Source organism: Streptomyces sp. col6 (assembly GCF_008042035.1).
In the GTDB taxonomy this organism is placed as follows: domain Bacteria; phylum Actinomycetota; class Actinomycetes; order Streptomycetales; family Streptomycetaceae; genus Streptomyces.
On the sequence record NZ_RDBL01000021.1, the window covers coordinates 1 to 24,982 of the forward strand.

A 24,982-nucleotide genomic window follows, 5' to 3' on the forward strand; every position below is an offset into this window, starting at 1 on the left:
GGCCGCGGCCGTGGGCCGTACGCGTCTCAGATGCCGATGATCTCGAACGGCAGCGCCGGCACCCCGCCGAAGCGCGCGCCGAACCGCGTCAGCTTGGTCGTCAGATACCCGGCCGCGTCCGCCATCGGGTTGTCCGGCGGCAGCGACGCCAGATAGCCCGCGTGCGCGGCCAGGGCCTCGATCCCCGCCTCCAGCCCGTCGGTGACGTCCACGGCGTACGTGGACGCCGGGGAACCGCCGACCGCCAGCCACCGCACACCCGGCCAGGGCTCGTGGCCCTCCTCCACGAGTTCCGGGAAGACCCACGGATTGCCGGCGTCGTTCGCCGCGTCGAGCAGCGCGACACCGACGTTGCGGTGGTCGGCGGAGTTCCAGTCGCCGCTGCGCCACCGCTCGTAGAAGTTGATGGTGACCAGCACATCGGGCCGGTACTTCCGGATGGCGCGCGCCAGGTCGCGCCGGAGCGGCAGACCGTTCTCGATGGTGCCGTCCGGATGGCCCAGGAACTCGACGTCCCGCACCCCCACCGCCTTCGCCGCCCGCACCTGCTCGTCCGCGCGCAGCGCTCCGGTCGCGTCCGGAGCCAGGTCGGGGATACCGGCCTCACCGCGGCTCGCGATCGCGTATGCGACGAACTTCCCCTGCGCCGTCCACCGGGCGACGGCACACGCGGGCCCGTACTCCAGATCGTCGGGATGCGCGGCGACACACAGCGCGCGCCCCCAGTCCTCCGGCAACGGCTCGTACGGCTCGGTCATGGTGCTGCCTTTCCAGGAGTACGTGGGCGGGACGTCGGGGAGCGGTGTACGTGAGCGGCTACGGCACAGTCGCCATCAGGCCCGCCAGGCGCTCCTCGAAGAAGGCGAGCGCGCGCAGATGGTAGGAACGGGCCGCGCGGCCGAGGCTGATGTTGTGTCCGGCTCCCGGCTGCCGCTCCACCCGGACGAGCGGCGCCCGCTCCAGACGGGCGGTCAGGTCGGCGATGTGCGGCTCCCCGTGCAGCCACCACGCCTCGTGCTCGGCGAACGTCAGCCGGAGCGGTACGCCGACGCGCGGCGCGAGTTCGTCGAACATCCCTGGCCACAGCGCCACTTCGGACGCCTCGCGCGAGGGCATCGGGGCCACCAGCGCCTGCGCCGCCCGGAACGTGCCCGGGGGATACAGGTCCAGCGGCCCCCAGGTGCGCTCCCAGTGCACATGGGGGCGGATGCGCGACAGGCCCGCCGACTCCACGGCGTACCGGTGCCCGAGCCCCGAGACATCCAGGGCGAGCAGCAGACCCGGGGAGTGCGCGGCGGTCGTGAGAGCGAGCTTGCCGCCGTAGGAGTGGGCGAGCATCAGGAAGCCCGCGCCCACGTCGTGCCGCTCGGCGAAGGCGTCGAGCGCCGCGGGCAGGACGACGGCCTGCTCGCCGAGCGTCAGACCGGCGGGCACCTGCGCGGCGGACCGGCCGTAGCCGGGCCGGTCGAGCGCCAGCACGGTGAAGCCGAGCCGGGCGCCGAGCGCGAGCAGGGACAGACCGGGGTGGGCCTGCCCGTCGAAGTAGCCGGCCCGCATCCCGCCCCCGTGCACCGCGACGACCGTCGCCCGGGGACTACCCTCCGGCGGTTCGGCCACCAGGCCCGACAGCGTCAGACCCGCCGCCTCCAGCAGGAGCGGGCGTACGCCTGCCGAGTGGGTCGGCACCGTCTTCTTCCGGTCCGTCCTGGACACACTCACGGGGCCGTCCTTGTCGGTTGCTCGGCGGGGACCGGGCCGGGGAACCGGGACACCCGGTTGGCCCGGCCCGTGGGGCGACGCTAGGCCGGGCGCCTCGCCGGGGCCTCGCACAGCGCTGGAGCGGCCCCGGCCCGCGTCCCTCATGCCCGCGCGGTCATGGCCTCGGCGGCCGGCTCCGGCTCGGGCACCCGTGTCCGCTCCGCCCACCGCACGACCGGCCCGCCCGCCAGCAGCACGCCGGTGAACAGGGCGCCGATGACCAGCCACCCGGGCCCGCCGAGCCGGTCGGGCACCAGGGTGACCAGCGTCGGACCCGCGATCAGGGCGAAGGCGTCACCGGTCGCGAAGGCGCCCAGGTACTGCCCCTGCGCGTTCGCGGGCGCCAGCTCGTAGCGCAGCCCCCACCGGGCCGCCTCGCCCCAGATCTCCCCGAAGGTGAACAGCACCGCCACCGCCAGCAGCACGGCGGCCGCCGCCCACGCCGGCATCGCGCCGGTGAACGCGGTGACCGCGCACGCCGCCGCGAGCACGATCGCCGTCAGCCGCTGGAGCCGCGCGGCCCCGCGTACGGTGTCCGCGTCGCGCGCCAGACGCACCTGGAGCGCCACCACCATCAGGGTGTTGACCAGCATGATCCACGCGGCGAGCGCCCGGGGCGCGTCGGTGTGCACGACCAGCCAGAGCGGCAGTCCCACCGCGAGGGCGGTCGGTCCGATCCTGACGATCCCCGAGACCTGCGCGACCGCCAGATACGGCACATCGCGCAGGGCCCCGCGCTGACGCTTGCCGCGCGGTTCACGCGGGACGCCCGGGACTTCGGGCAGCCGCATGTAGAGCCCCGCCACCAGCACCATGGCCAGCGCATTGCCCCAGAACAGCGACAGGAACGCGGTCTCGGAGTCGAGCGCGATGACCAGCCCTGCCGCGAGCGAGGCCAGTGAGAAACCGCCGTTGAACACGGAGCGCATGTACGCCGAGAGCCGGACCCGGCCCTCACGGCCCATCACCCCTGTCACCAGCGCGCCCCGCGCGACGTGGCCGCTCTGCTCGGCCAGCCCGAGGACGACGGCCATCACCAGATAGGCCGCGAAGGAGTGCACGAAGGCCGCCGCGGCCAGCGCCGCCGCCTTCCCGAGCGCGAACACGGCCGTGGTGCCGCGCGGCCCGAACCGGTCGGCGAGCTGCCCCGCCGGCACGCCCGTGAACAGGGCCAGGACACCGGCGAGCGACATGCCGATGCCCACCTGACCCGGCGACAGGCCCACCACATGGACGAAGTAGACGGCACCACCGGTGACATAGAGTCCGTTGCCGAGGCTGGCCACGGCGGTGCACAGCACCAGCAGCCGGCCGGGTCCGGGGTCGGGCAGCAGACGAGAGGTCAGGCGGGAGATCGGACCGGACACGGCAGGCACCTCGCTCGATGGGACGGGCCGGCACCGCGCACGGCGGACCGGCATGCATGGTTCGTGGATCCCGGACGACCGGGATCCACCCGACAGGAAGAGACGGCGCGATGGACGGGATCAGCCCGATCGGCGTGGTGCGCGGCGGACGCCGGCAGGCCTACGAGGACGGGTGGGGAGTGGAGGTCTCGCGGATCGAACTCGACCCGGACGTCCTCGACGCGTCGGCGACCCTCGGCCTCGACGCGTACTCGCACATCGAGGTCGTCTTCTCGTTCCACCTGGCGCGGAAGACCTGCACCGGCAGCCAGTATCCCCGGGGCAACACCGACTGGCCGCTGACCGGGATCCTCGCGCAGCGCGCCCCCAACCGGCCCAACCACCTGGGCGTGACCGTGTGCGCGCTCGACGCCGTCGACGGGCTGACGCTCACGGTGAACGGCCTGGACGCCCTCGACGGTACGCCGGTGCTCGACGTGAAGCCCTACCAGCCGGAGTTCGCCCCGCGCGGCGAGGTGCGCAGCCCCGCCTGGTACAGCGAGCTGATGCGCGACTACTTCTGAGCCGGGCGGGCCGCCGCGCCTCACGACCGGGCCACCAGGTCCGTACGCGCCGCCGCTATCAGCGTGTTGGCCTCGTCCCGGGGCAACTCCTCGTCGACCAGCAGCGCCACCGGGAGCCCCGCCGCACCGCGGACCCGGGCCGCGGCGGCGCTGCGGGTCACCCGCCCGCCGCCCGGCCGCGCCCGCACGGCGAGGAAGTCGATTCCGGGCAGCGGCCGTCCGGGCGCCTCGTCCACCAGCAGCCCCACCGCCCGCGCACCGTCCCCGCCCCGCAGTACGCAGGTGCCGTCCCGGTGCTCCACCTCGACGAGCCGGTGGCGCAGCCGCACCCGCCCCACCGTGAGCGGCACGTCGACGGGCTCCGCGGTGGTGGGCCGGCCGGCCAGCCGCGCCACCGTGCGCGCGACGAACTCCGGGTCCCGCTCCCGTAACCGGCCGTAGGTGTTCGCGCTCCGGCGGCTGCGCAGGGCGAACACCGTCTGATGCCCCTCCAGCCGGTCGCCGCGGCACAACTGCTCGAACCACGCGGTGCTCTCGGCCGCCTCCTCCTGCGCTCGGGCGACGACCGGTTGCCGGGCCGCCTCGTAGGCGGCCAGCGCCTCGTCCGGGTCGTCGTGTTCCGCGAGGGACCGGGCGAGACACAGCGCGTCGTCGATGGCAAGGACCGTGCCCGAACCGGTGGAGAAGTGGACCGTGTGCGCCGCGTCCCCCACGAGCACCGTCCGGCCGTCGGTCCAGCGCCGGTTGACGACCGTACGGAACTCCTGCCAGCCCGCTGTCCGCGAGACGAGCGGAGCACCGCCCAGCTCCTCCCGGAACAGCCCGGCGAGCCGCGTCTGCGTCTCCTCCGGCGGCAGCCCGAGGAGCCCGAGCGCGGCCAGGGTGCCCGGATCGGCCTCCACGATGAAGGTGCTGGCGTCCGCCGCGTGCGGATAGGCGTGCACCACCAGCGGACCGGCGCCCAGGTCCTTGAGCAGGAAGCACGGCTCCAGTACCGCGGGGGTGCTCATCCAGACGAACAGGGTGCGGCCCGATGTCATGGTGGTGCCGAACCGGTCGGCGCGCTCCCGGCGCCGCGCGCCGCCCGCCCCGTCCGCCAGCACGACCAGATCGGCCTGCCGGGGCAGCCGGATGACGTCGCGGCTGACCAGCCGCACATTCGGGCTGCGCGTGGCGAGTTCGCGTACATGGGCGTGGAAGACCTGCCGGGAGATCCCCGACATGCCGAAGGCGCCGGACCGGATGCGTTCGTCGCCGACCGCCGTGACCGTCTCGTCCCACGTCGCGTACGCGGCTTCCGGCAGCCGCAGCGCGTCGGGGTGGACGGCGCGCAGGCGCTGCGCGAAGTCGTCCGTCACGACGATGCCCGCCCCCGGCCCGCGTTCCTCGCGGTAGTAGAGGTCGATGGCCGTGTCGGGCATCAGCCGGGCCAGTTCCAGGGCGCAGAAGGCCCCGGCGGGCCCCGCGCCCACCACGGCCACCGCCCGTACGCCGGAGCCGGTCATGCCGGAGTCCCGTCCCAGTGGAACCGCTCGCCACGGGCCAGGGCGGCGCCGCGTGACACCGCCGTCATCTCCCCGCTGGCGATCTTCATGATCGTCAGGAACTCGGTGAAGTGCGGCTCCGGAGCGTTCAGTCGTGTCCCGGCCTCCTTCATCAGGGCCAGCCAGCGCAGCCGTTGCTCCCGGGAGATCAGGAAGTGCGCGTGCGCTTGGTGCATCTTGGGGTCCCAGGCCGCGGTGAGGTCGTTCTCGCCGTAGATCCGGCGGAAGTGGTCGTACAGCCGTGCGGCGTGCCGGTCCCAGTCGTGGACGGCGAACAGCGGCAGCAGCAGTTCGTCCTTCGAGACCAGTTCGTAGAAGCCCGTGCTCAGCGCCTGGAAGAACTCCGCGCCGCCGATGCCCGTCCAGAAGTCGGAGACCTTCCGGTCGACCTGCGTCGCGCTCATCTGCTCGGCCGACCGCAGCCCCTGGTCGGCGACGAGGAGTACCTTGCCGTCGTGCCGGGGGACCGAAGTGGCGGGTTCGGGGGACATGGGCGTACTCCTTCAGTGGGATCCGTCGAGAACCAGGCCGGCCGCCAGGAGGGTGCTGACGGTGCAGCCGCGCACCCGCTTCGCCTGGACGGTTCCGAGCCCGTAGGCGATCGTGGTGATGCCCAGCCCGGGGGCCAGCTCGGCCGGGCGGTAGAACATGGTGGCGAAGTACGTGAACGAGGCGTCGGGGTGCTTGTAGTCGGTGCCGCTCATCAGCGCGGTCCACTGGTCGCCGTCGCGCACCAGCATCGTGAACGACAGCAGCGCGCCGTCCTTGCGGGCCTCGACGACCCAGACGTTCTCCGGGCCGAAGTGGTCGCGCAGATGCCGGAAGGACCCGGCCTCCCGCTCCGCGTCGGGCACCCCGCCGTACTTCGTCACGATCTGGGCCCGCAGCGCGACGAGTTCGGGCTCGTCCTCACCGATCGGGCGTTCGCTGATCTCGACACCGTGCTCCGCGATCTCCCGCAGTTCGCGCCGCACGGCGAAGCGCCGGTTGCGGCGCAGCCCGGCGATGTAGCCGTCGAGGTCGTCCCAGGTGACGTCCATGTCGCAGCGGTCCACCATCGGCACCACGTCGAACCCCTCGGCGCGCAGGGCGTCCAGGAACTCGGGGTGGTCGGGCCGCAGGAAGAGCGCGGAGACACTGCGGATCCCCTGCGCGCGGCACCAGTCGAGCAGGGCGCGCACATACTCCTTCAGCACCTGCGGGTCGCGGGCGCCGGGGCCGGTCGGGGCCGACTCGTAGTTGGGGCCCATCAGCAGGCAGGAGGGGAACAGAGCGTCGGCGGAAAGCCCGTGCCACGGGTGCGGCCCCTCGGCGACCACTCCCTCACCGACCGATCCGCCGGACAGCACGCGCTGCGGATCGAAGCGCACATGGCCGGTCGGTGCCTCCATCACACCGCCGATCAGGGCCACCCGGTCACCGTCGGGTCCGGGCAGCCCGAAGGTACGGAGACCGCCGGGAATCCGGCCCTCGGCGAGCGAGATCCAGCGATGGCGCAGCGTGACCGGTGCCCTGCCGACCCAGCGGTCCCAGTTCTCGTCGATCCCGCCCCGTACGTGCAGCCCGGTGGTGGCCTCGGCGCGTTGTGTGCGTGGTGTCGTCATGGCGATGTCCTTCCGGTCCCGCCCGCCCGTCCGGCCCGGCGATCCGCAGGGCCGCCGGGCCGAATGGGCTGTGAGTGAACGATCAGGCCGCCAGGGGCTGCGGCGCGCGGTCCCAGACGGACAGGTCGTCGGAGGCCGCGTCCCAGACCGACAGGTCGCCGGGTGTCGCGTCCCACACCGCCAGGTCCCCGGAGCCCGCGTCCCACACCGCCAGGTCCTCGGACACCGAGTCCCAGACGGCGAGGTCCCCGGGGGCCGAGTCCCAGACAGCGAGGTCCTTGGACGCCGAGTCCCAGACGGCGAGGTCCCCGGCGCCGGAGTCCCACACGGCGAGTTCGCCGGCGGTCCGGTCCCAGACGGAGAGGTCCTCGGAGGAACGGTCCCAGACGGAGAGGTCCTCGGTGGCCCGGTCCCAGACCGGTGCCGCGTCCCACACGCCGAATTCCTCGGCCGACGTCGCTCGGAAAACAGAGAGTTCGCGCATTGATTACCTCTTCATTTGATTCACGGAAGGCGATCCACCGGACCGCCGGAACGCGACCCTTGCCGCGTTCATAATTGAGTGTTGCAGGCGGGTTCACGGCCTGTCTTCTCCTCAATTGCTGAGCTGCGCAACGCCGGAGAGGGCGCCGGGGATTCCGTTTGTGCAGGTACCTCGATACCGGGAATGGCGAACAGAATGGGCGGCTGTGACCATGTGCGCGGACGCAGTACGAGCTCGACCTCGCAGTCGGCGAACGGGTCGAGCCGAAGGGGCCCGAGCACGGCGGTGAACAGGACGGGCCGGCCCGGAGTCCCGGCCGCCGCCCGCATGGCCGCGTGCACATGGCAGACGCCCTGGGGGAGAAGGGGCAGGCAGAAGGACCCCAGACGGTCCGTGGTGGTCCAGCCGAAGGGCTGACCTTGAAGGATGGGGCCGTCGAAGGCCCCGATACAGACCGGTGAATCGGGCTCTGCCGCTGCCCGCACGACCCCGCGGACCCGGCAGCGGCCCGCCCGGCCCCGCCGGACACCGGGTGGCCCCACGGCGAGTGCGCCCCGGCCCCGGCTCAGCTCGCGATACCGGGTGGGAGTGACACCCACGGATTCGGAGAAACGTCTGGTGAACGTGCCGGTGCTGCTGTAACCCACTTCGGCGGAAATGGTGGCAACTCCGAGATCGGAAAATTGCAGAAGTCGTTTTGCCTCGCCCATGCGTACGGCGCCGAGAAAGCGCCCGGGGGTCACCCCCGTGAACTGGTCGAAGACGCGGAGCAAATGGAATTTGCTCATCAGTACGGCACGGGCGACCTCATCCAGACTGAGGGGTTCCGCGTAACGTTCCCGGATGATCCGCACGGCCCGTTCCACCACCTGCTCCATACGCGACTCCTGAACAGACGTGGAACGAAGGCGTACGCATAGGACGGTAGGGAGGTGCTGTGGAGGACCGCTCGACACCGGATCGAGGAACCGTCCACAGCGGGTACAGGCGGTCGCCCGGCGCCGGGCTGCCCGTGCTTGCGGGGAGGGTCGGCCGCCACCGTGCGCTACCTTCCTGGGGACATGGACGACGTGGCCGAGGCACCCTTCATCGACCCGGAGTCGGACTACCCGTGCTGCTGGTTCTGCCCCGCACTGCGGCTTCCGCGCACCGGCTTCCTCGTCGCGGACCGCCCCAGCAGGGACTGGCCGTTCGACGCGGCGGACGGGTTCCGGTACACCACCGACACCCGGACCCCGGTCTGCGTCCACCCGGGCCGCGTCGGCCTCGACCCCGAGCGCACCGCCCGGACCTACGTGGACCCGCCGCTGCCGGACCTCGACCGGGACGACGCCGACGCGCCGCGAGGTGTGCACCGGTGGTGGCGGCTGCGGCGGCCCGGCCCCCGGGCCGTGCCGGGGCGTCGGTAGCCTGGGGCGTCATGACGCGTGTCTGGCTGGTGCCGATCCTGTTGCTCGTCTCCGGAGCCGCCGCCGGGGGCGGGCTCATCGCGCGGGGCAGCACCCGTGAGGGAGCCGTTCTCCTGCTGGCCTTCGCGCTCTTCGCGGGCCTGCACTCGCCCCTGGTCTTCCCGAGGTCCATCGGTGTGGCGGAGGCCCGGCGCCGCAGTGAGGCCGACGGCCGGCCCATAGTGTTCTGGCGGCCCGGGTGCGCGTACTGTCTCCGGCTGCGGTTCCGGTTGCGGCGCCGCGCCCGCCGTCTGCACTGGGTCAACATCTGGCGCGACCCGGATGCCGCCGCCGAAGTCAGGGCGGCCAACGACGGCAACGAGACCGTGCCGACCGTGGTCGTGGCCGGGAAACCTCACACCAACCCGGACCCGTCGTGGGTACGTGAACAGCTCGTCGCCGCCGGGCGACGGGTCTGACGGGGCCACCGGGGCTCACGCACGGGCCGGCGCCACCCCGCACGCCCGGGGGACGCCTGCTTACGCGCCCAGCGCGTCCCGGCCGGTCGCGGCCTTGTCCTCCACACCTTCGACGCGAGGACCCTCGACGCGAACGCCCAGCCGGTCCGCCACCGCCCCCAGAGCCTCCCCGAGCGGCAGCGCGATCCGGGTGACGGCCTGGGCATCACCCCGGGTGGGCTCCCGGTTGACGATGAGTACCGGCTTCCCTGCCTGAGCCGCCTGGCGGACGAACCGGAGGCCGGACATCACCGTCAGCGAGGACCCCAGCACCAGCACCGAAGTCGCCGCCCGCACCAGCTCGCGGCAGTGCTCGACCCGTGCCGCGGGCACCGTCTCGCCGAAGAACACCACGTCCGGCTTGAGGATGCCGCCGCAGACCTCGCACGGCACCACCCGGAAGTCCCCGACCTGCTCGTCGGTGAGATCGGCGTCGCCGTCCGGATTGACCCCGGCCGCCACCGGCTGGAACCCGGGGTTCGCCTCCTCCAGCCGCCGCGCGACCTCCCGGCGCGCGACGAACGTGCCGCAGTTCAGGCAGACGACCCGGTCCAGGCCCCCGTGGAGCTCGACGACGCCCTCGCTGCCGGCGGCCTGGTGCAGTCCGTCGACGTTCTGGGTGATCACCCCGGACAGCGCACCGCTGCGCCCGAACGCGGCCACCGCCCGGTGCCCGGCGTTCGGGAGGGCACGCCGGAAGGTCTTCCAGCCGAGGTGGCTGCGCGCCCAGTACCGGCGGCGCGCCGCAGCGCCGCCGGTGAAGTCCTGGTAGGTCATCGGGGTGTGCCGGCTGAGGCTGCCGCCCTCGCCCCGGTAGTCCGGGATGCCGGACTCCGTCGAGATACCGGCCCCGCTCAGCACCAGCACACCGCCGGCACCGAGCGCTTCGACGACGGGTTCCGGATCAGTGGTGGCCGGGGGCAGTCCTTCGGTGGGAGTCCAGCTCAGAGTGGGGCGCATGCGCATGCCTCCAGAGTACGGAACGGGTCTCCCACCGCCCCGCCGTCACGACAGCAGCTCCACGTACCCGTCGGTGCCGTGCACACGGATGCGCTGACCGTCCCGGATCAGCCGGGTGGCCCCGGCCACGCCCACGACGGCGGGCAGTCCGTACTCCCGGGCGATCACCGCCCCATGCGTCATGAGGCCGCCCACCTCCGTCACCAGCCCGGCGATCCCGACGAACAGCGGTGACCAGCTGGGATCGGTGAAGGTGGTGACCAGGATGTCGCCCGCCTCCAGTTCGGCCTCGGCCACATCGAGGATGACGCGGGCCCTCCCCTCCACGGTCCCGCCGGAAACGGGCAGACCGGTCAGCGCGCCCTCCGGCACGTCGTCGCGCCGGTACGCCCCGTTCACCGCCTCACCGTCCGACGTGAGCACGCGAGGCGGGGTGAGCGCGCTGAACGCCCGGAACTCCTCCTTGCGCCGCCGGATCAGCTCCTCGTCCACCGTGTTCGTGCGTACGGCGTCACGGAACTCCTCGAAGGTGAGGTGGAAGACGTCCTCGCGGCGGGCCAGCACCCCGGCGTCCACCAGACGGTCGGCCTCCCGCACGAGGGCCTGCTTGTAGACGGAGTAGCGGTGGATGATGCCGTACTTCGGGTACTCCCGGTACCCGACGAAGGTCCGGACCCGGTCGATCATCTCTTTGGTCTCCTCGGCCTTCCGGTCCCCGTCCGGAAGGGCCCGCAGGCGCGTGAGCACGTCCCGCTCCTTCGCCAGGGCCTTTTGCCGCCCCTCCTCGAAGCGCCGGCCGGCCGCTCGCGGGCCGAAGAGGCGCACGTTGTCGAGGATCACCGGCACCAGCGCGGTGGGACGCTCGCTCCAGCGCGGCCGCGTGATGTCGATCTCGCCGACGCACCGCATGCCGTACCGGTCCAGGTACGCCTCGATGGCCTCGCGCGCCTCCGCCCCGCCCGCCACCTTCGCCAGGCCGTCGAGGAAGCCCTCGTCGCCCCCGGCGTCCCGCAGGTACGCCACCGCTTCCGGATGCGGGCGGATCACGTCCGCGACATCGAGCAGGGCGAGCCCCATCTCCGAGGTGACGTTGTCGGGGGCCGACAGCGTGAGCGTGTCGGCCGCGTTCTTCTCGCCGAGCCACTCCAGCAGCTTGTCGTTCAGCCACCACGTGGACTCCATCCCGGCCATGATCGCCTGCATGCTCCGGGGGTCGCCGAGCACCCGCTTGTGTTCCTCGAAGGCGGTGACCAGGAAGTCGAACAGCATCGGCCCGGAGTGCGTCCGGATGTCCCGCTCCAGGGCGGCGACCGAGGCCTCGCTGCGCGCGATCAGCGCACGGACGACGGCCGGATCGGTCGCGATCGGGGCGGGTCCACCGGCGGCCGGCGGTGCGGCGGGCACCGGGTCCGGGAGCGTGGGCACGAAGCCGGGGTGGCCGAGCACGGTCTCCAGGGCATCCCTGACCAGCGGATCGCCCTTGCCCATCATGTCCAGGAGGCCGGCCCGGACCGAGGGCGGGCCCAGGCGCGAGGTGACGTCGACGAACAGCCGCCCGCCGGCCTCCAGCATCGGAGCCATGGCCGTCAGCCGCCACATCGAGAGCCCCAGGGACTTCATCGCGTCGGTCATCATCTGCTGATGGCCGACGGAGACGTAGACGTGGTTCTCGTCGTCCGCCACCTCCGGTACGGGGAACAGCGTCGTGATCGGCCGGCTCTGGACGATCCGGAACCCGTCGTCGACGAGACACCACTCGATGTCCTGCGGGCGCCCGAAGTGCTCCTCGATCCTTCGTCCGAGCCGGACGAGCCGCAGAACCTGCTCGTCCGTCAGCGCGGGCTGCTCCCGCCGCCGCGCCTCGACCGGCACCTCGCGCGTGCCGCCACCCTCCAGCGCCTCGATCGCCCGTTCCTTCGCGGCGATCGACCTGCCGATGATCTCGCCCTCGCGCACCGTGAAGACGTCCGGGTTCACCAGCCCGGACACCAGCGCCTCGCCGAGCCCGAAACCGGCGTCCACCGTGGCGTTCCTCCGGTTGCCCGTCACGGGGTCGGCGGTGAACAGGATGCCCGACGCCTGGGGGAACACCATCCGCTGCACGACCACGGCCATGTGCACCGTACGGTCGTCGATGCCGCCGCGCCGCCGGTACGTCACGGCCCGCTCGGTGAACAGCGAGGCCCAGCACCGGCTGATGTGCCGGAGCACCGCCTCCGTACCCACGACGTTCAGATACGTGTCCTGCTGCCCGGCGAAGGAAGCCGTCGGCAGGTCCTCCGCCGTCGCGCTGGACCGTACGGCGTACGCGGCGTCCTCGCCGTACCGGGCCAGCGCACCGGTGACCTCCGCCACCAGCTCGTCCGGCAGGGGAAGGCCTTCGACGGTCCGGCGGACCTCCGCGCTCAGGGCGCGTACCGCCTCCCGGTCGTCCGGGTCCGCCCGAGTCAGCCGGCCGAGCTGCTCGTCCACCTCCGGAGCCCCGGCCACGACGTGCCGGAAGGCGTCCGTCGTGACGCAGAAGCCGCCGGGCACCCGGACGTCCTCGATACGCGACAGCGCACCCAGGTGCGCGCCCTTGCCGCCGACGGCCGCGATCCGCGAACCGCCGGCCTCGTCCAGATCCCACACGTACCGCTTACGCACGCAGCGTCCTCATTTCCGCAGGTCGGGGTGGTCAGGCCGACGATTGTGCGCCACCCCCCGGCCCTTGCCGCAAGCCCCCCGGTGCGCTATAAGTTGGGTACGGCAGGGAGAAGGTTCTCCCTGCCTTTGCTTTTGTACGCCGTGGCAGGCGGCCCGGACGGCGTCGCCACGCGCACCCGTACAACCCGTACGGCACTGGGGGCTACGAGGCCGGCCTGCCCCTCCGCAGAAGCACCGGCCGCAGCCGGCTGTAGCCGCGCACCGGCACCGGACGCAGCGGCTTCAGCGCGTACGCCGCCCGCCCGGCCAGCTCACCCGCGAGCGCGGTGTCGACCAGCACGGACGCGGGGCGGGCCACCGCCGTGAGCCGGGCCGCGATGTTGACCGCCGCTCCGTAGACGTCGCCGAAGCGGCCGATGACGGGGCCGTGGGCCAGCCCGGTGCGCACCTGTGGCAGCTTCGGGTCCGCCTGGGCGCGGGCAGCCAGCTCCAGGCCGATGTCGGCGGCCCCCGCCGCCGACTCGCAGACGAAGAGCACCTCGTCGCCGATGGTCTTCACCACCTGCCCCCGGCCCTCGGCCACCACATCACCGGTCATGGTCTCGAACCGGTCGAGCACGTCCACCAGTTCGGCGCCGTCCAGGCCACGGGTCATCCGCGTGTAGCCCACCATGTCGGTGAAACCGACGGACCGGTCCCGGACGTGCGCGCCCGGCCCCGCTTCCTCCTCCCGGCCCTCGCTGAGCAAGTGCCCTGCGTACGCCACGAGATGACGGCGCCACACATAGCGCTGCACCCGTTCGATCTCCGGCAGCAGCGCCGCCATGTGCTCCAGCAGGACGTCCCGGTCGGGCGTGGCGCCCTCGTCGCCGCTCATCCAGTCCCGCAGGGTGTCCACCTGCCAGTCCGCGAGCCGGGAGAGGTGGTGGCCGAGGGCGCGGGCCATCATCGTCTCGCTGTGCTCGGTGATGAGCCCGGCCGCGATGAGGCGTTCGCCCGCGCGCAGGGCCTCCACGTCGGCGTCCGTGAACACCCTGGCGTCGTCGTCGACCGCCGGGAACCCGAGCGCCCGCCACACCTGCACCGCGCGCTCGAACCTCACCCCGGCCCGCGCGGCGACATCGCGCCTCGTCCAGACCCGGCCGCCGCCCAGCAGTATTTCCTCGACGGACTCCGGCCGCGTGCTCATGTGGTGTGGACGATCAGCACATCGAGTCCGGCCTTCCGGGCGACGTCCGCCGGTACGGAGCCCAGGATGCGTCCCGCCAGCGAGCGCAGTCCGCGGTTGCCGACCACGACCAGGTCGGCCGAGCACCTCCGGGCGGCCCGCACGAGCGAGGGGACCGGTTCGCCCTCCACCGCGACCGTGCGCACCTCGGCCGCGCCCTGCAGACGGGCCCGGTCCTTCGCGGTCCGCAGCGTCTCCTCGGCCGGCGCCGAACCCACCACCTGGTACGCCTCCGCCCCTAACTGGTCCTTCGCGGCATCGAGTTCGGCGCCGCTCATGGGTGCGTAGGCGCAGGTGATCACGAGCTCCGCCCCGCATACGCCGGCGAGCCGTGCGGCGGCCTCGACCGCGGCGAACGACGATTCCGATCCGTCCGTGCCGACGAGCACAGTTCTATAGGCGGCCAAGGCAAACTCCTTACTCCGAAGTAAACTTACTTCAGAGTAAGGTAAGGGCCCCGGCGGCCCTGGGCAAGAGCGCGGCGGGCGTGGTCAGCCGTAGAGGGAACGGCCTCCCGGGCTGTCGCCCGTGAAGCGCTGACCCGCGGCGATCTCGTCGCCGACGACCCACCACACGGTTTCGTCGTCCCGGAAGGGAAGCGGGTCCACAGCGCTGGTCGTCTCCCGGACCTGTCTCACCTCGCCGTCCAGCCGCTCGAAGTCGGCGTCCTCGTCGGCCTCTTCACCGCTGAAGGTGAACTCCTCCAGCAGCCGCTGGAACAGCAGGGCGACATGGATCAGGGAAGAGACGTCCGTGTGCAGCTCCACCACCGTCTCCTCGTCCGAGTCGAAGGCATACACCTTGCCGGAGCCGGGATCGAGGGCGAGGTGGGCATTGAGCAGCCACCCGAACACGGGCCACTCGCCCGCGTCCCCGTCGGCCGCGACGACCTCCCGTACGAGGGGGAGGAGGCCCGATTTCGTATCGGGCTCCCGGAGCGAGAGCGTCCCGGTGGGTACGCCGACGGTCTGCAGCAGAAGAGCCCCCTCGGTGTCGGCCGCGAGGGGCGGGAACGCGGCGGCGGGCAGGGACGCGAGCCGCTCCTCGCCGCATACATCAGCGAGTTGGGCACGAGTGACATCGAAGAGCACGGGACGACTCCGGACGCGGTGGGCATGCAGAACGGCACCAGCATGGCGTACGGCCGAGGGCGGCTCCGTCCCGGTCGGTCCGGTCCGCGGTGGGATAGGGTCCCCGACCATGGCTGAAGCGAACTTCCTTTCCTGGCCGCCCACTCCGCTGCGCACCGAGCGGCTCGTGCTGCGCGAGCCGGAGAGCCGGGACCGTCCGGCGTTCGTCGAGCTGTTCGCCTCGTCGGAGGTCCACACCTACCTGGGCGGCCCCCGCCCACGTGACGAGTGCGAGCGCGTCATGCCCGAAATTCCGGGGAGGCGCCCCGGCCACTTCGTCATCGAGTGCGACGGCGCGATGATCGGCACCGTCGAGCTCAAGCAGCGCGACCTGGAGAACCCGGACGCGGTCCGACCGGACGCCGGGAGGGCCGAACTGGGCTACCTGCTGCTGCCGGAGGCATGGGGCCACGGATACGCCGCCGAGGCGTGCGCGGCCGTGCTCGACTGGTTCGCCGAGGCATGCCCCGACGAGCCCGTCACCCTCTTCACCCAGACCGCCAACACGCGCTCGATGCGCCTCGCGGAGAAGCTCGGCTTCACCGGGATCCACCGCTTCGAGGCGTGGGGCGCCGCCCAGTGGATGGGCGTACGCCCTCCGGCCGCGTAACCCGGCCCGCGGCCATAGGACCTCAGGCGTCGAGCACGGCGGCGACGGCCTCGATCTCGACGAGCTGGTCCGCGTAGCCCAGCACGGTGACGCCCATCAGCGTGCTGGGAACGTCGTGCTCGCCGAACGAGTCCCGGACGACCTCCCAGGCCTTCACCAGATCCTCCTGGCGGCTCGACGCCACGAGGACCCGCGTACTGATGACATCCTGGAGCGACGCGCCGGCGGCACGCAGGGCGACCTCCATGTTCTCGACGGCCTTGAGCGCCTGGCCCGCGTAGTCGCCGACCGCCGCCGTCGAGCCGTCGGCGTTCAGGGGGCACGCCCCGGCGAGAAAGATGAGCCGGGACTCGGCGGGCGCGGTGGCCGCGTACGCGTACTCGGCGACATCGGACAGGGCGGCCGAGCGGATCAGGGTGACGGCGCGGGGCATGACGGCTGGGTCCAATCGCAGAGGGGGCGGAGCCCGGACATCCTGCCAGGAAGGCACCACCCCGTCCTCTCCTTTTCCGCGCGCTCAGCAGGCCGCCGTCCACCGCAGCCCGCCCAGCAGGTGGGCACGGAAGGCCGGGTCGCTGTACGCCGATTCCGCGTGGCCCAGGGACGTATAGAAGGAGCGGCCCGCGCCGGAGTCCCGGCACCAGACCAGCGGGTGGTCCGCGCCCATGGTGCCGCCCTCGTACGCGGTCTCGTCGATCGTCGCCAGGATCCGGATCCCCGGGCGGCGCGGGTTGCTCCGGAAGTCGTACCACTCGTCGTCCCGGTCCCAGCGCGGCGGCAGATGGCGCGTCGCCGGGTGGTCCGGGTCCTCGATCCGCACGGTGCCGGGCTGGAAGGGGGTGGCCGGCGAAGCGCGCGCCGACCAACTCCCCGTAGTACGGCCAGTCGTACTCGGTGCAGGCGGCGGAATGGACCCCCATGAAGCCGCCGCCGTCCGAGACCCAGCGCCGCAGCGCATCCCGCCCGTCCGGGGTGAGCACGTCCCCGCTGGTGGACAGGAAGACCACCGCACCGCGCCCCGCCAGGGACGCGTCCGTGAAGACCGAGGGGTTCTCGGTGGCCTCCACGCCGAAGCCGTGCTCCTCGCCCAGCTCGCGCAGGGCCGCACGACCGGCCGGGATCGAGTCGTGGCGGTAGGCCGTGGTGCGGGTGTAGACGAGGACGTCCGACAGGCGGCCGGTCCGGTGCATGCTGCGACTCCGGGGTTCTGGTGGGCGGGGGCGGCGGTCACGGGCAGTCTGCCCCGGTGGGGTCCGGGGCATCCGCCCTGCGCGGTCGCGCGCCTGTTCGCAACGGTCCGCCCAGTGGGCGAGACGGATGTACGTACCAGTTGGGCAACCGTTGACGCCTCCGGGATCTCCCGGGCCGGCCCGCTCCCTAGACTCACCGCATGAACAACCTCACGTGCACCCACTGCGGAACCGTCGGTCTCGAGGACGGTTTCATCGAGGATGCCGGCGAACACTCGCGCGGGTACGCGCGCTGGATCGAGGGTGCGCTGGAGCGGGGGATCTTCGGCGGCGCCAAGCGCATGGGCCGGCCGCGCCGGCAGATCGAGGCGTTCCGCTGCCCCAAGTGCGGATACCTCGCGCTGTTCGCCACCGGTCAGGTGTAGGAACGGGCGGACGGAACCCGGCCGGCCCGCCCCCCGTTTTCGATACGCCGACGATACGCACCGACTCGTAGCATGGGCCGCATGCGCGTGCTGATCGTCGAGGACGAACCGATCATGGCGGAAGCCATCCGGGACGGGCTGCGTCTGGAGGCGATCGCGGCCGACCTCGCGGGCGACGGCGACACCGCGCTGGAGCTGCTGGGCGTCAACACGTACGACATCGCCGTCCTCGACCGGGACATTCCCGGGCCCTCCGGCGACGAGATCGCCGAGCGCATCGTCGCGTCCGGCAGCGGGACGCCCATCCTCATGCTCACCGCGGCCGACCGGCTCGACGACAAGGCGTCCGGCTTCGGGCTCGGCGCCGACGACTACCTCACGAAACCGTTCGCGATGAGGGAGCTGGTGCTCCGGCTCCGAGCACTCGACCGCAGACGTGCGCACAGCAGGCCGCCCGTACGGGAGATCGCGGGACTGCGCCTCGACCCCTTCCGCCGTGAGACCCATCGCGACGGCCGGTACGTCGCGCTGACCCGTAAGCAGTTCGCGGTGCTCGAAGTCCTCGTAGCCGCGGAGGGCGGTGTCGTCAGCGCCGAGGAACTGCTGCAACGGGCGTGGGACGAGAACGCGGACCCGTTCACCAACGCCGTACGCATCACCGTCTCCGCGCTGCGCAAACGGCTCGGCGAGCCCTGGGTCATCGCCACCGTCCCCGGCGTCGGCTACCGCATCGACACCGCGCCCGGCACGGGACGCGAGGGAACGGACCGTGGATAGGCGGCCCGGCCTGAGCATCCGCCTCAAGCTCACGCTCAGCTACGCCGGATTCCTCATGGTGGCCGGCGTCCTGATGCTCGTCACCGCATGGCTCTTCCTGACGCGTGTGCGGCACATCGGACTCGTCTTCGTGCCGGACTACCGACTCGCCGTCGCGCGCGACTTCGCTCCGCTCGCGGCCACGTCCCTGTCATTCCTGCTGGTGTTCGGGCTCGGGGGAGGGTGGCTCCTCGCGGGCCGCATGCTTGCCCCGCTCAACAGCATCACGCACGCCACCCGCACCGCCGCCGACGGATCGCTGTCCCACCGCATCCGGCTTCCCGGACGCCAGGAGGAGTTCCGCGAACTGGCCGACGCCTTCGACACGATGCTCGCCCGGCTGGAGGCGCACGTCGGCGAGCAGCAGAGATTCGCCGCCAACGCCTCCCACGAACTGCGCACCCCGCTCGCGGCGACCAAGGCGCTGCTCGACGTGGCCCGCGCCGATCCGGGCCGCCCCGCCGATCCGCTCCTCGACCGCCTCCACACGGTCAATACCCGCGCCATCGACCTCATCGAGGCGCTGCTCCTGCTCAGCCGGGCCGGCCAGGGGTCCTTCGCGCGGGAGGACGTCGACCTCTCCCTCGTCGCGGAGGAAGCGGCCGAAATGCTGCTGCCGCTCGCGGAGAAGAACGGTGTCACCCTGGAGACCGACGGCGACATCGCGCCCACGACCGGCTCACCGGCCCTCCTGCTGCAACTGACGACCAACCTCGTGCACAACGCGATCGTCCACAACCTGCCGGAGCACGGCAGCGTGAGGGTCACCACCGGGGTCCGTCCGGGCACGGTGACACTCACCGTCGAGAACACCGGCGAGCCCGTCTCCCCGGAGCTGGTCTCCCGGCTCACCGAGCCGTTCCAGCGCGGCACCGAACGCGTCCACACCGACCACCCCGGCGTCGGCCTGGGCCTGGCCATCGTCAGGTCCATCACCCGCGCACACCACGGCATCCTCACCCTCACCCCGCGCCCCGCCGGAGGACTGCGCGTCACGGTGGAACTGCCCGCCGGCACCACGCCGCCACGGCACCTCTGACTCCTCCCGCACATATCGCCCGCGTATGGGAATGCGCATACGCGGCGGCAACCGACCCGCCTCTTGAATATGAGGCATGGATCAGAACACCGCGCTTCCCGCGTCTCCCGGCCGCGTCCGAAGAGTCCTCCGCCCGGTCGTGCTCACCGCCCTCGGCATCGTCGGCGCGGCAGTCGCCCCGTTCGTCCTGCGCATGTTCGTGGTGTCCGTGCCGATGGTCGTGCACGGCGGCTGGTACGCCTGGTTCTTCACGTTCAACGGTGTGATGCTCGCCATGGTGGCCGCGCTGCCGATCTCCGCGCCGGCGGTGTGGTTGCTGGCACGCAGGCACCGGGCGGCCGGCGAGGAGCGCGGCCGGGCCCGGCGCATGGCGCTGGCCGAGGTCGGCATGGTCCACGGCACGGTGCCCTGGGTGTGGCTCATCCTGATGCCGGGTGCGCACGCCGGTGAGGTCCCCGGCCGCGTCAGCCTGGTTCCGCTGGCGGACCTGGTCACGATGGGCCCGCTCGGACTGCTCGGCAACCTCATGGTGTTCGCGGCGCTCGGCTTCTTCGCCCCGATGAGGTTCGCCGCGCTGGCGTCGCTGCCTCGCGTGCTGGCGCTCGGGGCGGCCCTCTCGGTCCTGCTGGAGACCCTGCAGTACGTGTTGCGGCTGGACAGGGTGTCCTCCGTGGACGACGTCCTGGTCAACGCGGCCGGCGCCGCGCTGGCCGCCCTTGTCTCCGCCCGCTGGTGGCGCACGGCGGCTCCGGTCCCGCAGACTGCGGCGTCCAGGTGAGCGGCGCGCTCCCGGGCCCGCACCCCTCGGGTGGCGCGACCACCTTCCACGACGACCCCGAAGTGCCCTGAGCCCGAAGGGGGTTCAGGCGTAGGCCGCGAGGAAGGCGCGGATGCCGCCCTGCGCGTAGCGGTCCAGGTCGGCGTCGGTGTGCTGGGGGCCGCCGTGGAACATGGCCTGGTTGACCGGGATCCACAGCAGCAGCCCGGAGAAGTGGTGGGCGGCCAGGACCGGGTCGGGGGTCTTGAGCAGTCCCGCGTCGGTCAGGCGCCGGAAGGTGTCCGCCAGAGTCGCCAGCACCCGTTCGAACCCCTGCTCGTACCAGGCCGCCCCCAGCTCCGGAAAGGTGTCGGCGTTGGCGATGACGAGACGCCGCAACTGGATCACCTGGGGCTGAGTGAGGGCGCCGAGGAACCGGCGGGCGAGACGGGTCAGGTTCTCGTCGAGGGTCGCGGCGTCGGCGGGGATGTCGGCCACCAGGTCGACCATGGCGTCGATGCGGTCGGTGGTCGCGAGCACGATCTCGGCGAACAGCTTCTCCTTGTCCGCGAAGTGCTTGTAGACGGTCTGCTTGGAGACCGCGGCCAGCTTCGCGATGTCGTCCATGCTCGTGCCCGCGTACCCCTTGTTCAGGAACACGCTGGTCGCAGCGTCCAGAATCGCCTGGTGCTTGCGCACCGACCGGCTGTCCATGCCAGCCACCTCTCTTCGTCCACGTCTCTTCGCCCACCAGAAGAGTACTGGACTGATCAGTACTCAAATGGGTACTGTACCGTCCAGTTCCAGATGGCCGCGTCAGTGGCCCGTCACGGTGAGCGCACGGGAAACCGGCGCAGCCGATGCCCGCCCGCTTCGGAAAGAAGGCAGCAGCATGACCGCACCGGTCAAGGGACCCGCCAGCTACTTCCCGTCCATCGAGAAGAAGTACGGCCGCCCCGTCGAGGAGTGGAAAGCGATGATCCGCGCGTCCGGCCTGACCAAGCACATGGAACTGGTGGCCTGGCTGAAGGCCGAGCACGGCCTGGGTCACGGCCACGCCAACGCGCTGGTCGCCCACACGCTGGCCGAACCGGGGAGGTGACCGCCCGGCCCGGCAGCGGGTCGCTCAGTCGTTGTGGAGGGCCTCGCGCAGCGCGTCGACGGCGAGCTTCCGGGCGACGTTGGCGGCCCGGGTGTCACGCAGGCTGTCCAGGAGGAGGAAGTCGTGGACCATGCCGGCCACGCGCACCGAGGTGACGTCCACCCCGGCCTCCCGCAGCCTGTTGGCGTACTGCTCGCCCTCGTCGCGCAGCACGTCCGCCTCGTCGGTGATGACGAGGGTGGTGGGCAGCCCCCGGAGCTGGTCCAGGCGCGCCCGGAGCGGAGAGGCGTACATCTCGGCACGCTGGGCCGGTTCGCTGATGTAGGCGTCCCAGAACCACTTCATACCGTCGCGGGTGAGGTAGTAGCCCTCGGCGAACTGGTGGTACGAGGGGGTGTTGAAGTCGGCGTTGGTGACCGGGTACAGCAGGACCTGGGCCCTGAGGTCGATCCCGCCCCGCTCCTTGTTCATCAGCGCGAACACCGCGGACATGCAGCCTCCGACGGACTCGCCGGTGACGGCGACGCGCGAGGCGTCCAGACCGTGTTCCGCGCCGTGTTCCAGCACCCACCGGCCCACGGCGTAGTTCTGTTCCACCTGGGTGGGGTACTTCGCCTCCGGGGCGCGGTCGTAGACGGGGAAGACACCCGCCGCACCCGCGCCCACGGTGAGTTCACGGAAGAGCCGGTCGTGGGTCCGGTCGTCACCGAACACCCACCCCGCGCCGTGGATGTAGAAGACCACCGGCAACGGCCCGGTCACTCCCTTGGGCCGGATGACGCGGGTGCGCACCGTGCCCCACTGCCCCGCGTCCACGTCGACCCACTCCTCGTCCACATCGGGGCGGGGCGCACCGGTGCCGCTCTGGAGGTCGAGAAGGATCTGCCGGCCCTGCTCCGGTGGGACCTCGTAGATCCGCGGATGCGGGTCGGTCGCCTCGGCGAGCTCCTTCGCGGCGGGTTCGAGCCAGGGCTCGACGGGCGGCGGTATCTCGGTCATGACAGCTCCCTGGTGTTCCGGGTGCGTACACAGGATGGCGCCGCGCCTCCGAGCCGCCGGTGACAGGCGCACGGAACGGCGCACGTCCCCCTTGTTCATGCTCGTGGATCGGTAGCGATGCGCAACATCTGCCGGGGCCGGGGCCGGGGCGATGCCGTGGGGGAGTGCGTCGTGTTACGCCGCCGGTTCCGTCCGGCGGGACGAGCCCAGCCACGCGCGGTAGCGGCGCAGGGCACCGCGCTGGCGTATCTGCTCGCAGAGCAGCGCCCGCGCCGGGTGGGTGCCGGGCGTCGGGCGCCGGTCGCGGGCGACGCGGCGCATCTGGTGGCGGACCTGGGCCATGGTGGCGGCAGACGCGAGGGCCTTGTCGGACCAGGACACCGGCCGCAGCCGCCGTCCGGCCTCGCGTCCTTCACGCCAGCGCCGGGGCAGGTCGGGTGTGACGGAGAGGGCGGTGCCGATCCCGACGAGCGACACCCCGCTGTCGAGGACCTTCTCGGCGGTCCCGCGGAGGTTGATGCCGCCGGTGAGCATGAGGGGCAGCGGGCTGGTCGTGACCAGGTCCTTCGCCAGATCGAGGAAGTACGCCTCGCGGGCCTGCGTGCGCTTGTCGGCGGGGCGGCCGGTCATCGCGGGGCTCTCGTAACTGCCGCCGGAGAGTTCGACCAGGTCGACGCCGAGCGGCTCCAGCATCTCGATGACCCGGCGCGCGTCCTCCGCGTCGAATCCGCCGCGCTGGAAGTCCGCGGAATTCAGCTTGACGCCCACGCCGAAGGAAGGTGAGACGGCCGCGCGCACGGCACGGACGACGTCCAGCAGCAGCCGGGCGCGGTTCTCCAGGGACCCGCCCCACGCATCGGTCCGGGTGTTGACCAGGGGAGACAGGAACTGGGACAGCAGATAGCCGTGGGCGGCGTGAATCTCCACCCCGTCGAAGCCCGCCTCCTCGGCCCGGCGTGCCGTCAACGCGAACCGGGTCACCGTCGCTTCGATCTGCGCCGGCGTCATCGCCACGGGCCGGCCGAAGCGCCCGCTGTGCCGGCCCAGGTCGACGCCCACATCGGACGGCCCCCACACAACACCGGGCATGCCGGCCTGTACCTGGCGGCCCGGATGGTTGATCTGCATCCACAGGGCCCCGCCACCCGCCTTTCCGGCCTCGGCCCACGCGGTGAACGGCTCCAGCGGTGCGAACTCGTCGAGCACGACACCCGCGGGGCCGGTCAGCGCCTCGGCGTGGACCATGACGTTGCCGGTGATCAGGAGTCCGGTGCCGCCCGCCGCCCAGCGCCGGTACAGCGTGATCAGGCGTCGGCCGGGCAGCTGACCCTCGTCGGCCAGGTTCTCCTCCATGGCCGCCTTCGCGATCCGGTTGCCCAGGACCTGCCCGGATCGCAGGGGCAGTGGCGTATACAGCTCGCTGGTCATCGGAATACCTCTCCAACCGCGCGACCGCCGGAGCGGTCCGCCTCACATGTGTGCGCTGCTCACATTACCGAAGGAATGTAAGCAGCGCACACATGGTGGAGGTGTCCTGTGCCACAAGGGCCCGCCGGGAGGGGTTACCGCAGACCGGACGCGCTCTCCTGGGCGGGTTCCCCGGCCGCCGGACTCCCCGGGCCACCGACGTCCGGTGAATGCGGGGATGCGGCACGCAGCGCCGCCTCGACGCGCCGGTTGTTGGTCATGGAGGCGGTGACGGCCGTCATCGTCAGGAGCAGGGCGGCGGAGGCGTAGAGCGGGGTGCGCAGGTCGTAGGCGGTGGCCAGCCAGCCGCCGAGGAAGGCCCCGACGGGCGCGGCGCACATGGCGAGCATGCGGGAGGTGGAGGCGACACGGCCCATGAGGTGTCCCGGGACGATCGCCTGCCGGAGGGAGGGGCCGAGCACCATCGTGGCGCCCATGGCCGCTCCGCAGACGGCGAGCGCGAGCCCGGCGATGTAGGGGTTCGAGGCGGACGCCAGGCCCAGGATCGCCAGACCCTCGATGGCGGCCGTGCAGGTCAGGGCGGTGCCGGTGCCGAGCCGTCGGCCCAGCTGCGAGGCGATGGCCGCCCCGAGCAGGCCGCCGGTGGCCTCCGCGGTGAGGAGCAGGCCGAAGCCGAACGTGCCGATGCCGAGGCGGTCGTGGGCGAAGAGGGCGAGAACCGTCTCCACGGCGAGGAAGGCGACGTTCCCGACCGCCGGGCGGAGCGCGAGCCCGAGCAGCAACCGGTTGCGGAAGACGTACGAGGCGCCGGCCCGAGCCTGCGTGAGCAGTGACGCACGGGCCTCCGGAACGGGCCGGGGCATGGCGGGCAGTGTGCGTACCAGTAGCGCAGACACCGCGAACGACACCGCGTCGGCCACCAGCGGAACCGACCGTCCCACGGCGAGCAGCGCGCTGCCCGCGGGCGGTCCCGCGAAGCCGGACATCGCGGTCTGGGCGCCGCGCAGACGGGAGTTGGCGCGTTCCAGGAGTGCGGGGTCGCGGCTGAGCAGATCCGGCAGATAGGCCGTGGCGGCCGTGTCGAAGAAGAGTCCGCCGAGGCCGAGCAGGAAGGCGACGGCCGCGAGCAGCGGAATGCTCAGCATGTCGAGCCAGGCTGCCACCGCGGGTATCCCGAGCAGCACCGCGCGTACCGTGTCCGCGACCCACATCGTGCGCCGGCGGTCCCAGCGGTCCACCAGGGCGCCGCCGAGCACCCCGAAGATCAGCCAGGGCAGTGTGCCCGCAGCCGTGACGACGGCGAGCGCCATCGGGTCCCGTGTCAGTGTCAGTGCGATCAGCGGCAGCGCGGCGTGCGTCACGCCGTCACCCAGCGAGGAGACCGTCTGCGCGGTCCAGAGCCGTCCGAATCCGTCCGGCAACTTCG

General features: G+C 72.2%; 27 protein-coding genes and 1 pseudogene. 9 read left to right on the plus strand and 19 right to left on the minus strand.

Annotated elements, in window-relative coordinates; genetic code table 11:
• Positions 1 to 26 precede the first annotated feature (26 nt).
• From EAO73_RS25680 to EAO73_RS25690, 3 genes are all read right to left on the minus strand, one after another.
• On the minus strand, positions 27 to 758 hold the full coding sequence (locus EAO73_RS25680) for a PIG-L deacetylase family protein (protein WP_147973956.1): 732 nt from the start codon (positions 756 to 758) through the stop codon (positions 27 to 29).
• A gap of 58 nt (positions 759 to 816) precedes the next feature.
• Positions 817 to 1,719, minus strand: coding sequence for an alpha/beta hydrolase family protein (locus EAO73_RS25685; RefSeq protein WP_147973957.1), 903 nt, complete (start codon positions 1,717 to 1,719; stop codon positions 817 to 819).
• A 140-nt stretch (positions 1,720 to 1,859) separates the two neighbouring features.
• Positions 1,860 to 3,125, minus strand: a complete 1,266-nt coding sequence (locus EAO73_RS25690; RefSeq protein ID WP_191134221.1) for an MFS transporter — start codon at positions 3,123 to 3,125, stop codon at positions 1,860 to 1,862.
• Between the two features lie 110 nt (positions 3,126 to 3,235).
• Here EAO73_RS25690 and EAO73_RS25695 point away from each other — a divergent pair, with 110 nt between their 5' ends.
• Positions 3,236 to 3,688, plus strand: a complete 453-nt coding sequence (locus EAO73_RS25695; protein WP_147973959.1) for an SAM-dependent methyltransferase — start codon at positions 3,236 to 3,238, stop codon at positions 3,686 to 3,688.
• Between the two features lie 20 nt (positions 3,689 to 3,708).
• Here EAO73_RS25695 and EAO73_RS25700 read toward each other — a convergent pair whose 3' ends face one another.
• The 5 genes from EAO73_RS25700 to EAO73_RS25720 all read right to left on the minus strand — a co-directional run bounded on the left by EAO73_RS25700 (position 3,709) and on the right by EAO73_RS25720 (position 8,198).
• Positions 3,709 to 5,193: an FAD-dependent monooxygenase gene (locus EAO73_RS25700; protein WP_147973960.1), complete on the minus strand. Its 1,485-nt coding sequence runs from the start codon at positions 5,191 to 5,193 to the stop codon at positions 3,709 to 3,711.
• Positions 5,190 to 5,723, minus strand: a complete 534-nt coding sequence (locus EAO73_RS25705; protein WP_147973961.1) for a truncated hemoglobin — start codon at positions 5,721 to 5,723, stop codon at positions 5,190 to 5,192. The genes EAO73_RS25700 and EAO73_RS25705 overlap by 4 nt, the downstream gene beginning before the upstream one ends.
• A 12-nt stretch (positions 5,724 to 5,735) precedes the next feature.
• Entirely contained in the window at positions 5,736 to 6,836 is a 1,101-nt protein-coding gene (locus tag EAO73_RS25710; RefSeq protein WP_147973962.1) for a GNAT family N-acetyltransferase, read from the minus strand.
• 82 nt (positions 6,837 to 6,918) lie between these two features.
• On the minus strand, positions 6,919 to 7,272 hold the full coding sequence (locus EAO73_RS25715) for a hypothetical protein (RefSeq protein WP_147973963.1): 354 nt from the start codon (positions 7,270 to 7,272) through the stop codon (positions 6,919 to 6,921).
• A 116-nt stretch (positions 7,273 to 7,388) separates the two neighbouring features.
• On the minus strand, positions 7,389 to 8,198 hold the full coding sequence (locus EAO73_RS25720; protein WP_147973964.1) for a helix-turn-helix domain-containing protein: 810 nt from the start codon (positions 8,196 to 8,198) through the stop codon (positions 7,389 to 7,391).
• A 183-nt stretch (positions 8,199 to 8,381) separates the two neighbouring features.
• Between EAO73_RS25720 and EAO73_RS25725 the strand changes: the two genes are divergently transcribed.
• Together EAO73_RS25725 and EAO73_RS25730 are read left to right on the plus strand one after the other, a co-directional pair.
• Positions 8,382 to 8,729, plus strand: a complete 348-nt coding sequence (locus EAO73_RS25725) for a hypothetical protein (RefSeq protein WP_147973965.1) — start codon at positions 8,382 to 8,384, stop codon at positions 8,727 to 8,729.
• 11 nt (positions 8,730 to 8,740) lie between these two features.
• Positions 8,741 to 9,187, plus strand: a complete 447-nt coding sequence (locus EAO73_RS25730) for a glutaredoxin domain-containing protein (RefSeq protein WP_191134222.1) — start codon at positions 8,741 to 8,743, stop codon at positions 9,185 to 9,187.
• Positions 9,188 to 9,247: 60 nt separating this feature from the next.
• Here the strand turns inward: EAO73_RS25730 and EAO73_RS25735 are convergent, their stop codons facing one another.
• The 5 genes from EAO73_RS25735 to EAO73_RS25755 form a co-directional block, all read right to left on the minus strand.
• A complete protein-coding gene (locus EAO73_RS25735) occupies positions 9,248 to 10,192 on the minus strand; it encodes an NAD-dependent protein deacetylase (RefSeq protein ID WP_147973966.1) in 945 nt (314 codons plus the stop codon).
• Between the two features lie 39 nt (positions 10,193 to 10,231).
• The gene (gene rph, locus EAO73_RS25740) at positions 10,232 to 12,832 is read right to left on the minus strand and encodes a rifamycin-inactivating phosphotransferase (protein WP_147973967.1); all 2,601 of its coding nucleotides are present in this window, start codon (positions 12,830 to 12,832) and stop codon (positions 10,232 to 10,234) included.
• A gap of 202 nt (positions 12,833 to 13,034) precedes the next feature.
• Complete coding sequence (locus tag EAO73_RS25745; protein WP_147973968.1) at positions 13,035 to 14,021, minus strand: adenylate/guanylate cyclase domain-containing protein; 987 nt, start codon at positions 14,019 to 14,021, stop codon at positions 13,035 to 13,037.
• Complete coding sequence (locus EAO73_RS25750) at positions 14,018 to 14,467, minus strand: universal stress protein (RefSeq protein ID WP_147973969.1); 450 nt, start codon at positions 14,465 to 14,467, stop codon at positions 14,018 to 14,020. Before EAO73_RS25750 ends, EAO73_RS25745 begins: the two co-directional genes overlap by 4 nt.
• An 84-nt stretch (positions 14,468 to 14,551) precedes the next feature.
• Entirely contained in the window at positions 14,552 to 15,151 is a 600-nt protein-coding gene (locus tag EAO73_RS25755; protein WP_147973970.1) for an SUKH-4 family immunity protein, read from the minus strand.
• A gap of 109 nt (positions 15,152 to 15,260) precedes the next feature.
• Here EAO73_RS25755 and EAO73_RS25760 point away from each other — a divergent pair, with 109 nt between their 5' ends.
• Positions 15,261 to 15,800: a GNAT family N-acetyltransferase gene (locus EAO73_RS25760; RefSeq protein ID WP_147973971.1), complete on the plus strand. Its 540-nt coding sequence runs from the start codon at positions 15,261 to 15,263 to the stop codon at positions 15,798 to 15,800.
• A 22-nt stretch (positions 15,801 to 15,822) separates the two neighbouring features.
• Here EAO73_RS25760 and EAO73_RS25765 read toward each other — a convergent pair whose 3' ends face one another.
• Positions 15,823 to 16,233 carry a RidA family protein gene (locus EAO73_RS25765; RefSeq protein ID WP_147973972.1) on the minus strand — a complete coding sequence of 137 codons (411 nt, stop codon included), beginning with the start codon at positions 16,231 to 16,233 and terminating at the stop codon, positions 15,823 to 15,825.
• Positions 16,234 to 16,317: 84 nt separating this feature from the next.
• Positions 16,318 to 16,990, minus strand: a pseudogene (locus tag EAO73_RS25770) (ThuA domain-containing protein).
• A gap of 200 nt (positions 16,991 to 17,190) precedes the next feature.
• On the opposite strand from EAO73_RS25770, the gene EAO73_RS25775 reads away from it, so the two are divergent.
• From EAO73_RS25775 to EAO73_RS25790, 4 genes are all read left to right on the plus strand, one after another.
• Positions 17,191 to 17,415, plus strand: coding sequence for a hypothetical protein (locus tag EAO73_RS25775; RefSeq protein ID WP_147973973.1), 225 nt, complete (start codon positions 17,191 to 17,193; stop codon positions 17,413 to 17,415).
• 81 nt (positions 17,416 to 17,496) lie between these two features.
• Positions 17,497 to 18,192 carry a response regulator transcription factor gene (locus EAO73_RS25780; protein WP_147973974.1) on the plus strand — a complete coding sequence of 232 codons (696 nt, stop codon included), beginning with the start codon at positions 17,497 to 17,499 and terminating at the stop codon, positions 18,190 to 18,192.
• On the plus strand, positions 18,185 to 19,270 hold the full coding sequence (locus EAO73_RS25785) for a sensor histidine kinase (RefSeq protein WP_191134223.1): 1,086 nt from the start codon (positions 18,185 to 18,187) through the stop codon (positions 19,268 to 19,270). The genes EAO73_RS25780 and EAO73_RS25785 overlap by 8 nt, the downstream gene beginning before the upstream one ends.
• A gap of 76 nt (positions 19,271 to 19,346) precedes the next feature.
• Complete coding sequence (locus EAO73_RS25790) at positions 19,347 to 20,048, plus strand: VanZ family protein (protein ID WP_147973975.1); 702 nt, start codon at positions 19,347 to 19,349, stop codon at positions 20,046 to 20,048.
• Positions 20,049 to 20,132: 84 nt separating this feature from the next.
• Here the strand turns inward: EAO73_RS25790 and EAO73_RS25795 are convergent, their stop codons facing one another.
• Complete coding sequence (locus EAO73_RS25795; protein ID WP_147973976.1) at positions 20,133 to 20,741, minus strand: TetR/AcrR family transcriptional regulator; 609 nt, start codon at positions 20,739 to 20,741, stop codon at positions 20,133 to 20,135.
• Positions 20,742 to 20,919: 178 nt separating this feature from the next.
• On the opposite strand from EAO73_RS25795, the gene EAO73_RS25800 reads away from it, so the two are divergent.
• A complete protein-coding gene (locus EAO73_RS25800; protein WP_147973977.1) occupies positions 20,920 to 21,129 on the plus strand; it encodes a DUF4287 domain-containing protein in 210 nt (69 codons plus the stop codon).
• Between the two features lie 24 nt (positions 21,130 to 21,153).
• Here EAO73_RS25800 and EAO73_RS25805 read toward each other — a convergent pair whose 3' ends face one another.
• From EAO73_RS25805 to EAO73_RS25815, 3 genes are all read right to left on the minus strand, one after another.
• Positions 21,154 to 22,128: an alpha/beta hydrolase gene (locus EAO73_RS25805; RefSeq protein ID WP_147973978.1), complete on the minus strand. Its 975-nt coding sequence runs from the start codon at positions 22,126 to 22,128 to the stop codon at positions 21,154 to 21,156.
• Between the two features lie 174 nt (positions 22,129 to 22,302).
• Complete coding sequence (locus tag EAO73_RS25810; protein WP_147973979.1) at positions 22,303 to 23,556, minus strand: NADH:flavin oxidoreductase/NADH oxidase family protein; 1,254 nt, start codon at positions 23,554 to 23,556, stop codon at positions 22,303 to 22,305.
• Between the two features lie 134 nt (positions 23,557 to 23,690).
• A complete protein-coding gene (locus EAO73_RS25815; RefSeq protein ID WP_147974071.1) occupies positions 23,691 to 24,977 on the minus strand; it encodes an MFS transporter in 1,287 nt (428 codons plus the stop codon).
• Between the last annotated feature and the right edge of the window lie 5 nt (positions 24,978 to 24,982).

Bases quoted from the DNA above. Each gene is read 5' to 3' on its own strand.
- EAO73_RS25680 (WP_147973956.1), bottom strand. From the start codon at position 758: ATGACCGAGCCGTACGAGCCGTTGCCGGAGGACTGGGGGCGCGCGCTG.
- EAO73_RS25695 (WP_147973959.1), top strand. From the start codon at position 3,236: ATGGACGGGATCAGCCCGATCGGCGTGGTGCGCGGCGGACGCCGGCAG.
- EAO73_RS25700 (WP_147973960.1), bottom strand. From the start codon at position 5,193: ATGACCGGCTCCGGCGTACGGGCGGTGGCCGTGGTGGGCGCGGGGCCC.
- EAO73_RS25705 (WP_147973961.1), bottom strand. From the start codon at position 5,723: ATGTCCCCCGAACCCGCCACTTCGGTCCCCCGGCACGACGGCAAGGTA.
- EAO73_RS25710 (WP_147973962.1), bottom strand. From the start codon at position 6,836: ATGACGACACCACGCACACAACGCGCCGAGGCCACCACCGGGCTGCAC.
- EAO73_RS25720 (WP_147973964.1), bottom strand. From the start codon at position 8,198: ATGGAGCAGGTGGTGGAACGGGCCGTGCGGATCATCCGGGAACGTTAC.
- EAO73_RS25725 (WP_147973965.1), top strand. From the start codon at position 8,382: ATGGACGACGTGGCCGAGGCACCCTTCATCGACCCGGAGTCGGACTAC.
- EAO73_RS25730 (WP_191134222.1), top strand. From the start codon at position 8,741: ATGACGCGTGTCTGGCTGGTGCCGATCCTGTTGCTCGTCTCCGGAGCC.
- EAO73_RS25735 (WP_147973966.1), bottom strand. From the start codon at position 10,192: ATGCGCATGCGCCCCACTCTGAGCTGGACTCCCACCGAAGGACTGCCC.
- EAO73_RS25745 (WP_147973968.1), bottom strand. From the start codon at position 14,021: ATGAGCACGCGGCCGGAGTCCGTCGAGGAAATACTGCTGGGCGGCGGC.
- EAO73_RS25760 (WP_147973971.1), top strand. From the start codon at position 15,261: ATGGCTGAAGCGAACTTCCTTTCCTGGCCGCCCACTCCGCTGCGCACC.
- EAO73_RS25765 (WP_147973972.1), bottom strand. From the start codon at position 16,233: ATGCCCCGCGCCGTCACCCTGATCCGCTCGGCCGCCCTGTCCGATGTC.
- EAO73_RS25775 (WP_147973973.1), top strand. From the start codon at position 17,191: ATGAACAACCTCACGTGCACCCACTGCGGAACCGTCGGTCTCGAGGAC.
- EAO73_RS25780 (WP_147973974.1), top strand. From the start codon at position 17,497: ATGCGCGTGCTGATCGTCGAGGACGAACCGATCATGGCGGAAGCCATC.
- EAO73_RS25790 (WP_147973975.1), top strand. From the start codon at position 19,347: ATGGATCAGAACACCGCGCTTCCCGCGTCTCCCGGCCGCGTCCGAAGA.
- EAO73_RS25795 (WP_147973976.1), bottom strand. From the start codon at position 20,741: ATGGACAGCCGGTCGGTGCGCAAGCACCAGGCGATTCTGGACGCTGCG.
- EAO73_RS25800 (WP_147973977.1), top strand. From the start codon at position 20,920: ATGACCGCACCGGTCAAGGGACCCGCCAGCTACTTCCCGTCCATCGAG.
- EAO73_RS25805 (WP_147973978.1), bottom strand. From the start codon at position 22,128: ATGACCGAGATACCGCCGCCCGTCGAGCCCTGGCTCGAACCCGCCGCG.
- EAO73_RS25810 (WP_147973979.1), bottom strand. From the start codon at position 23,556: ATGACCAGCGAGCTGTATACGCCACTGCCCCTGCGATCCGGGCAGGTC.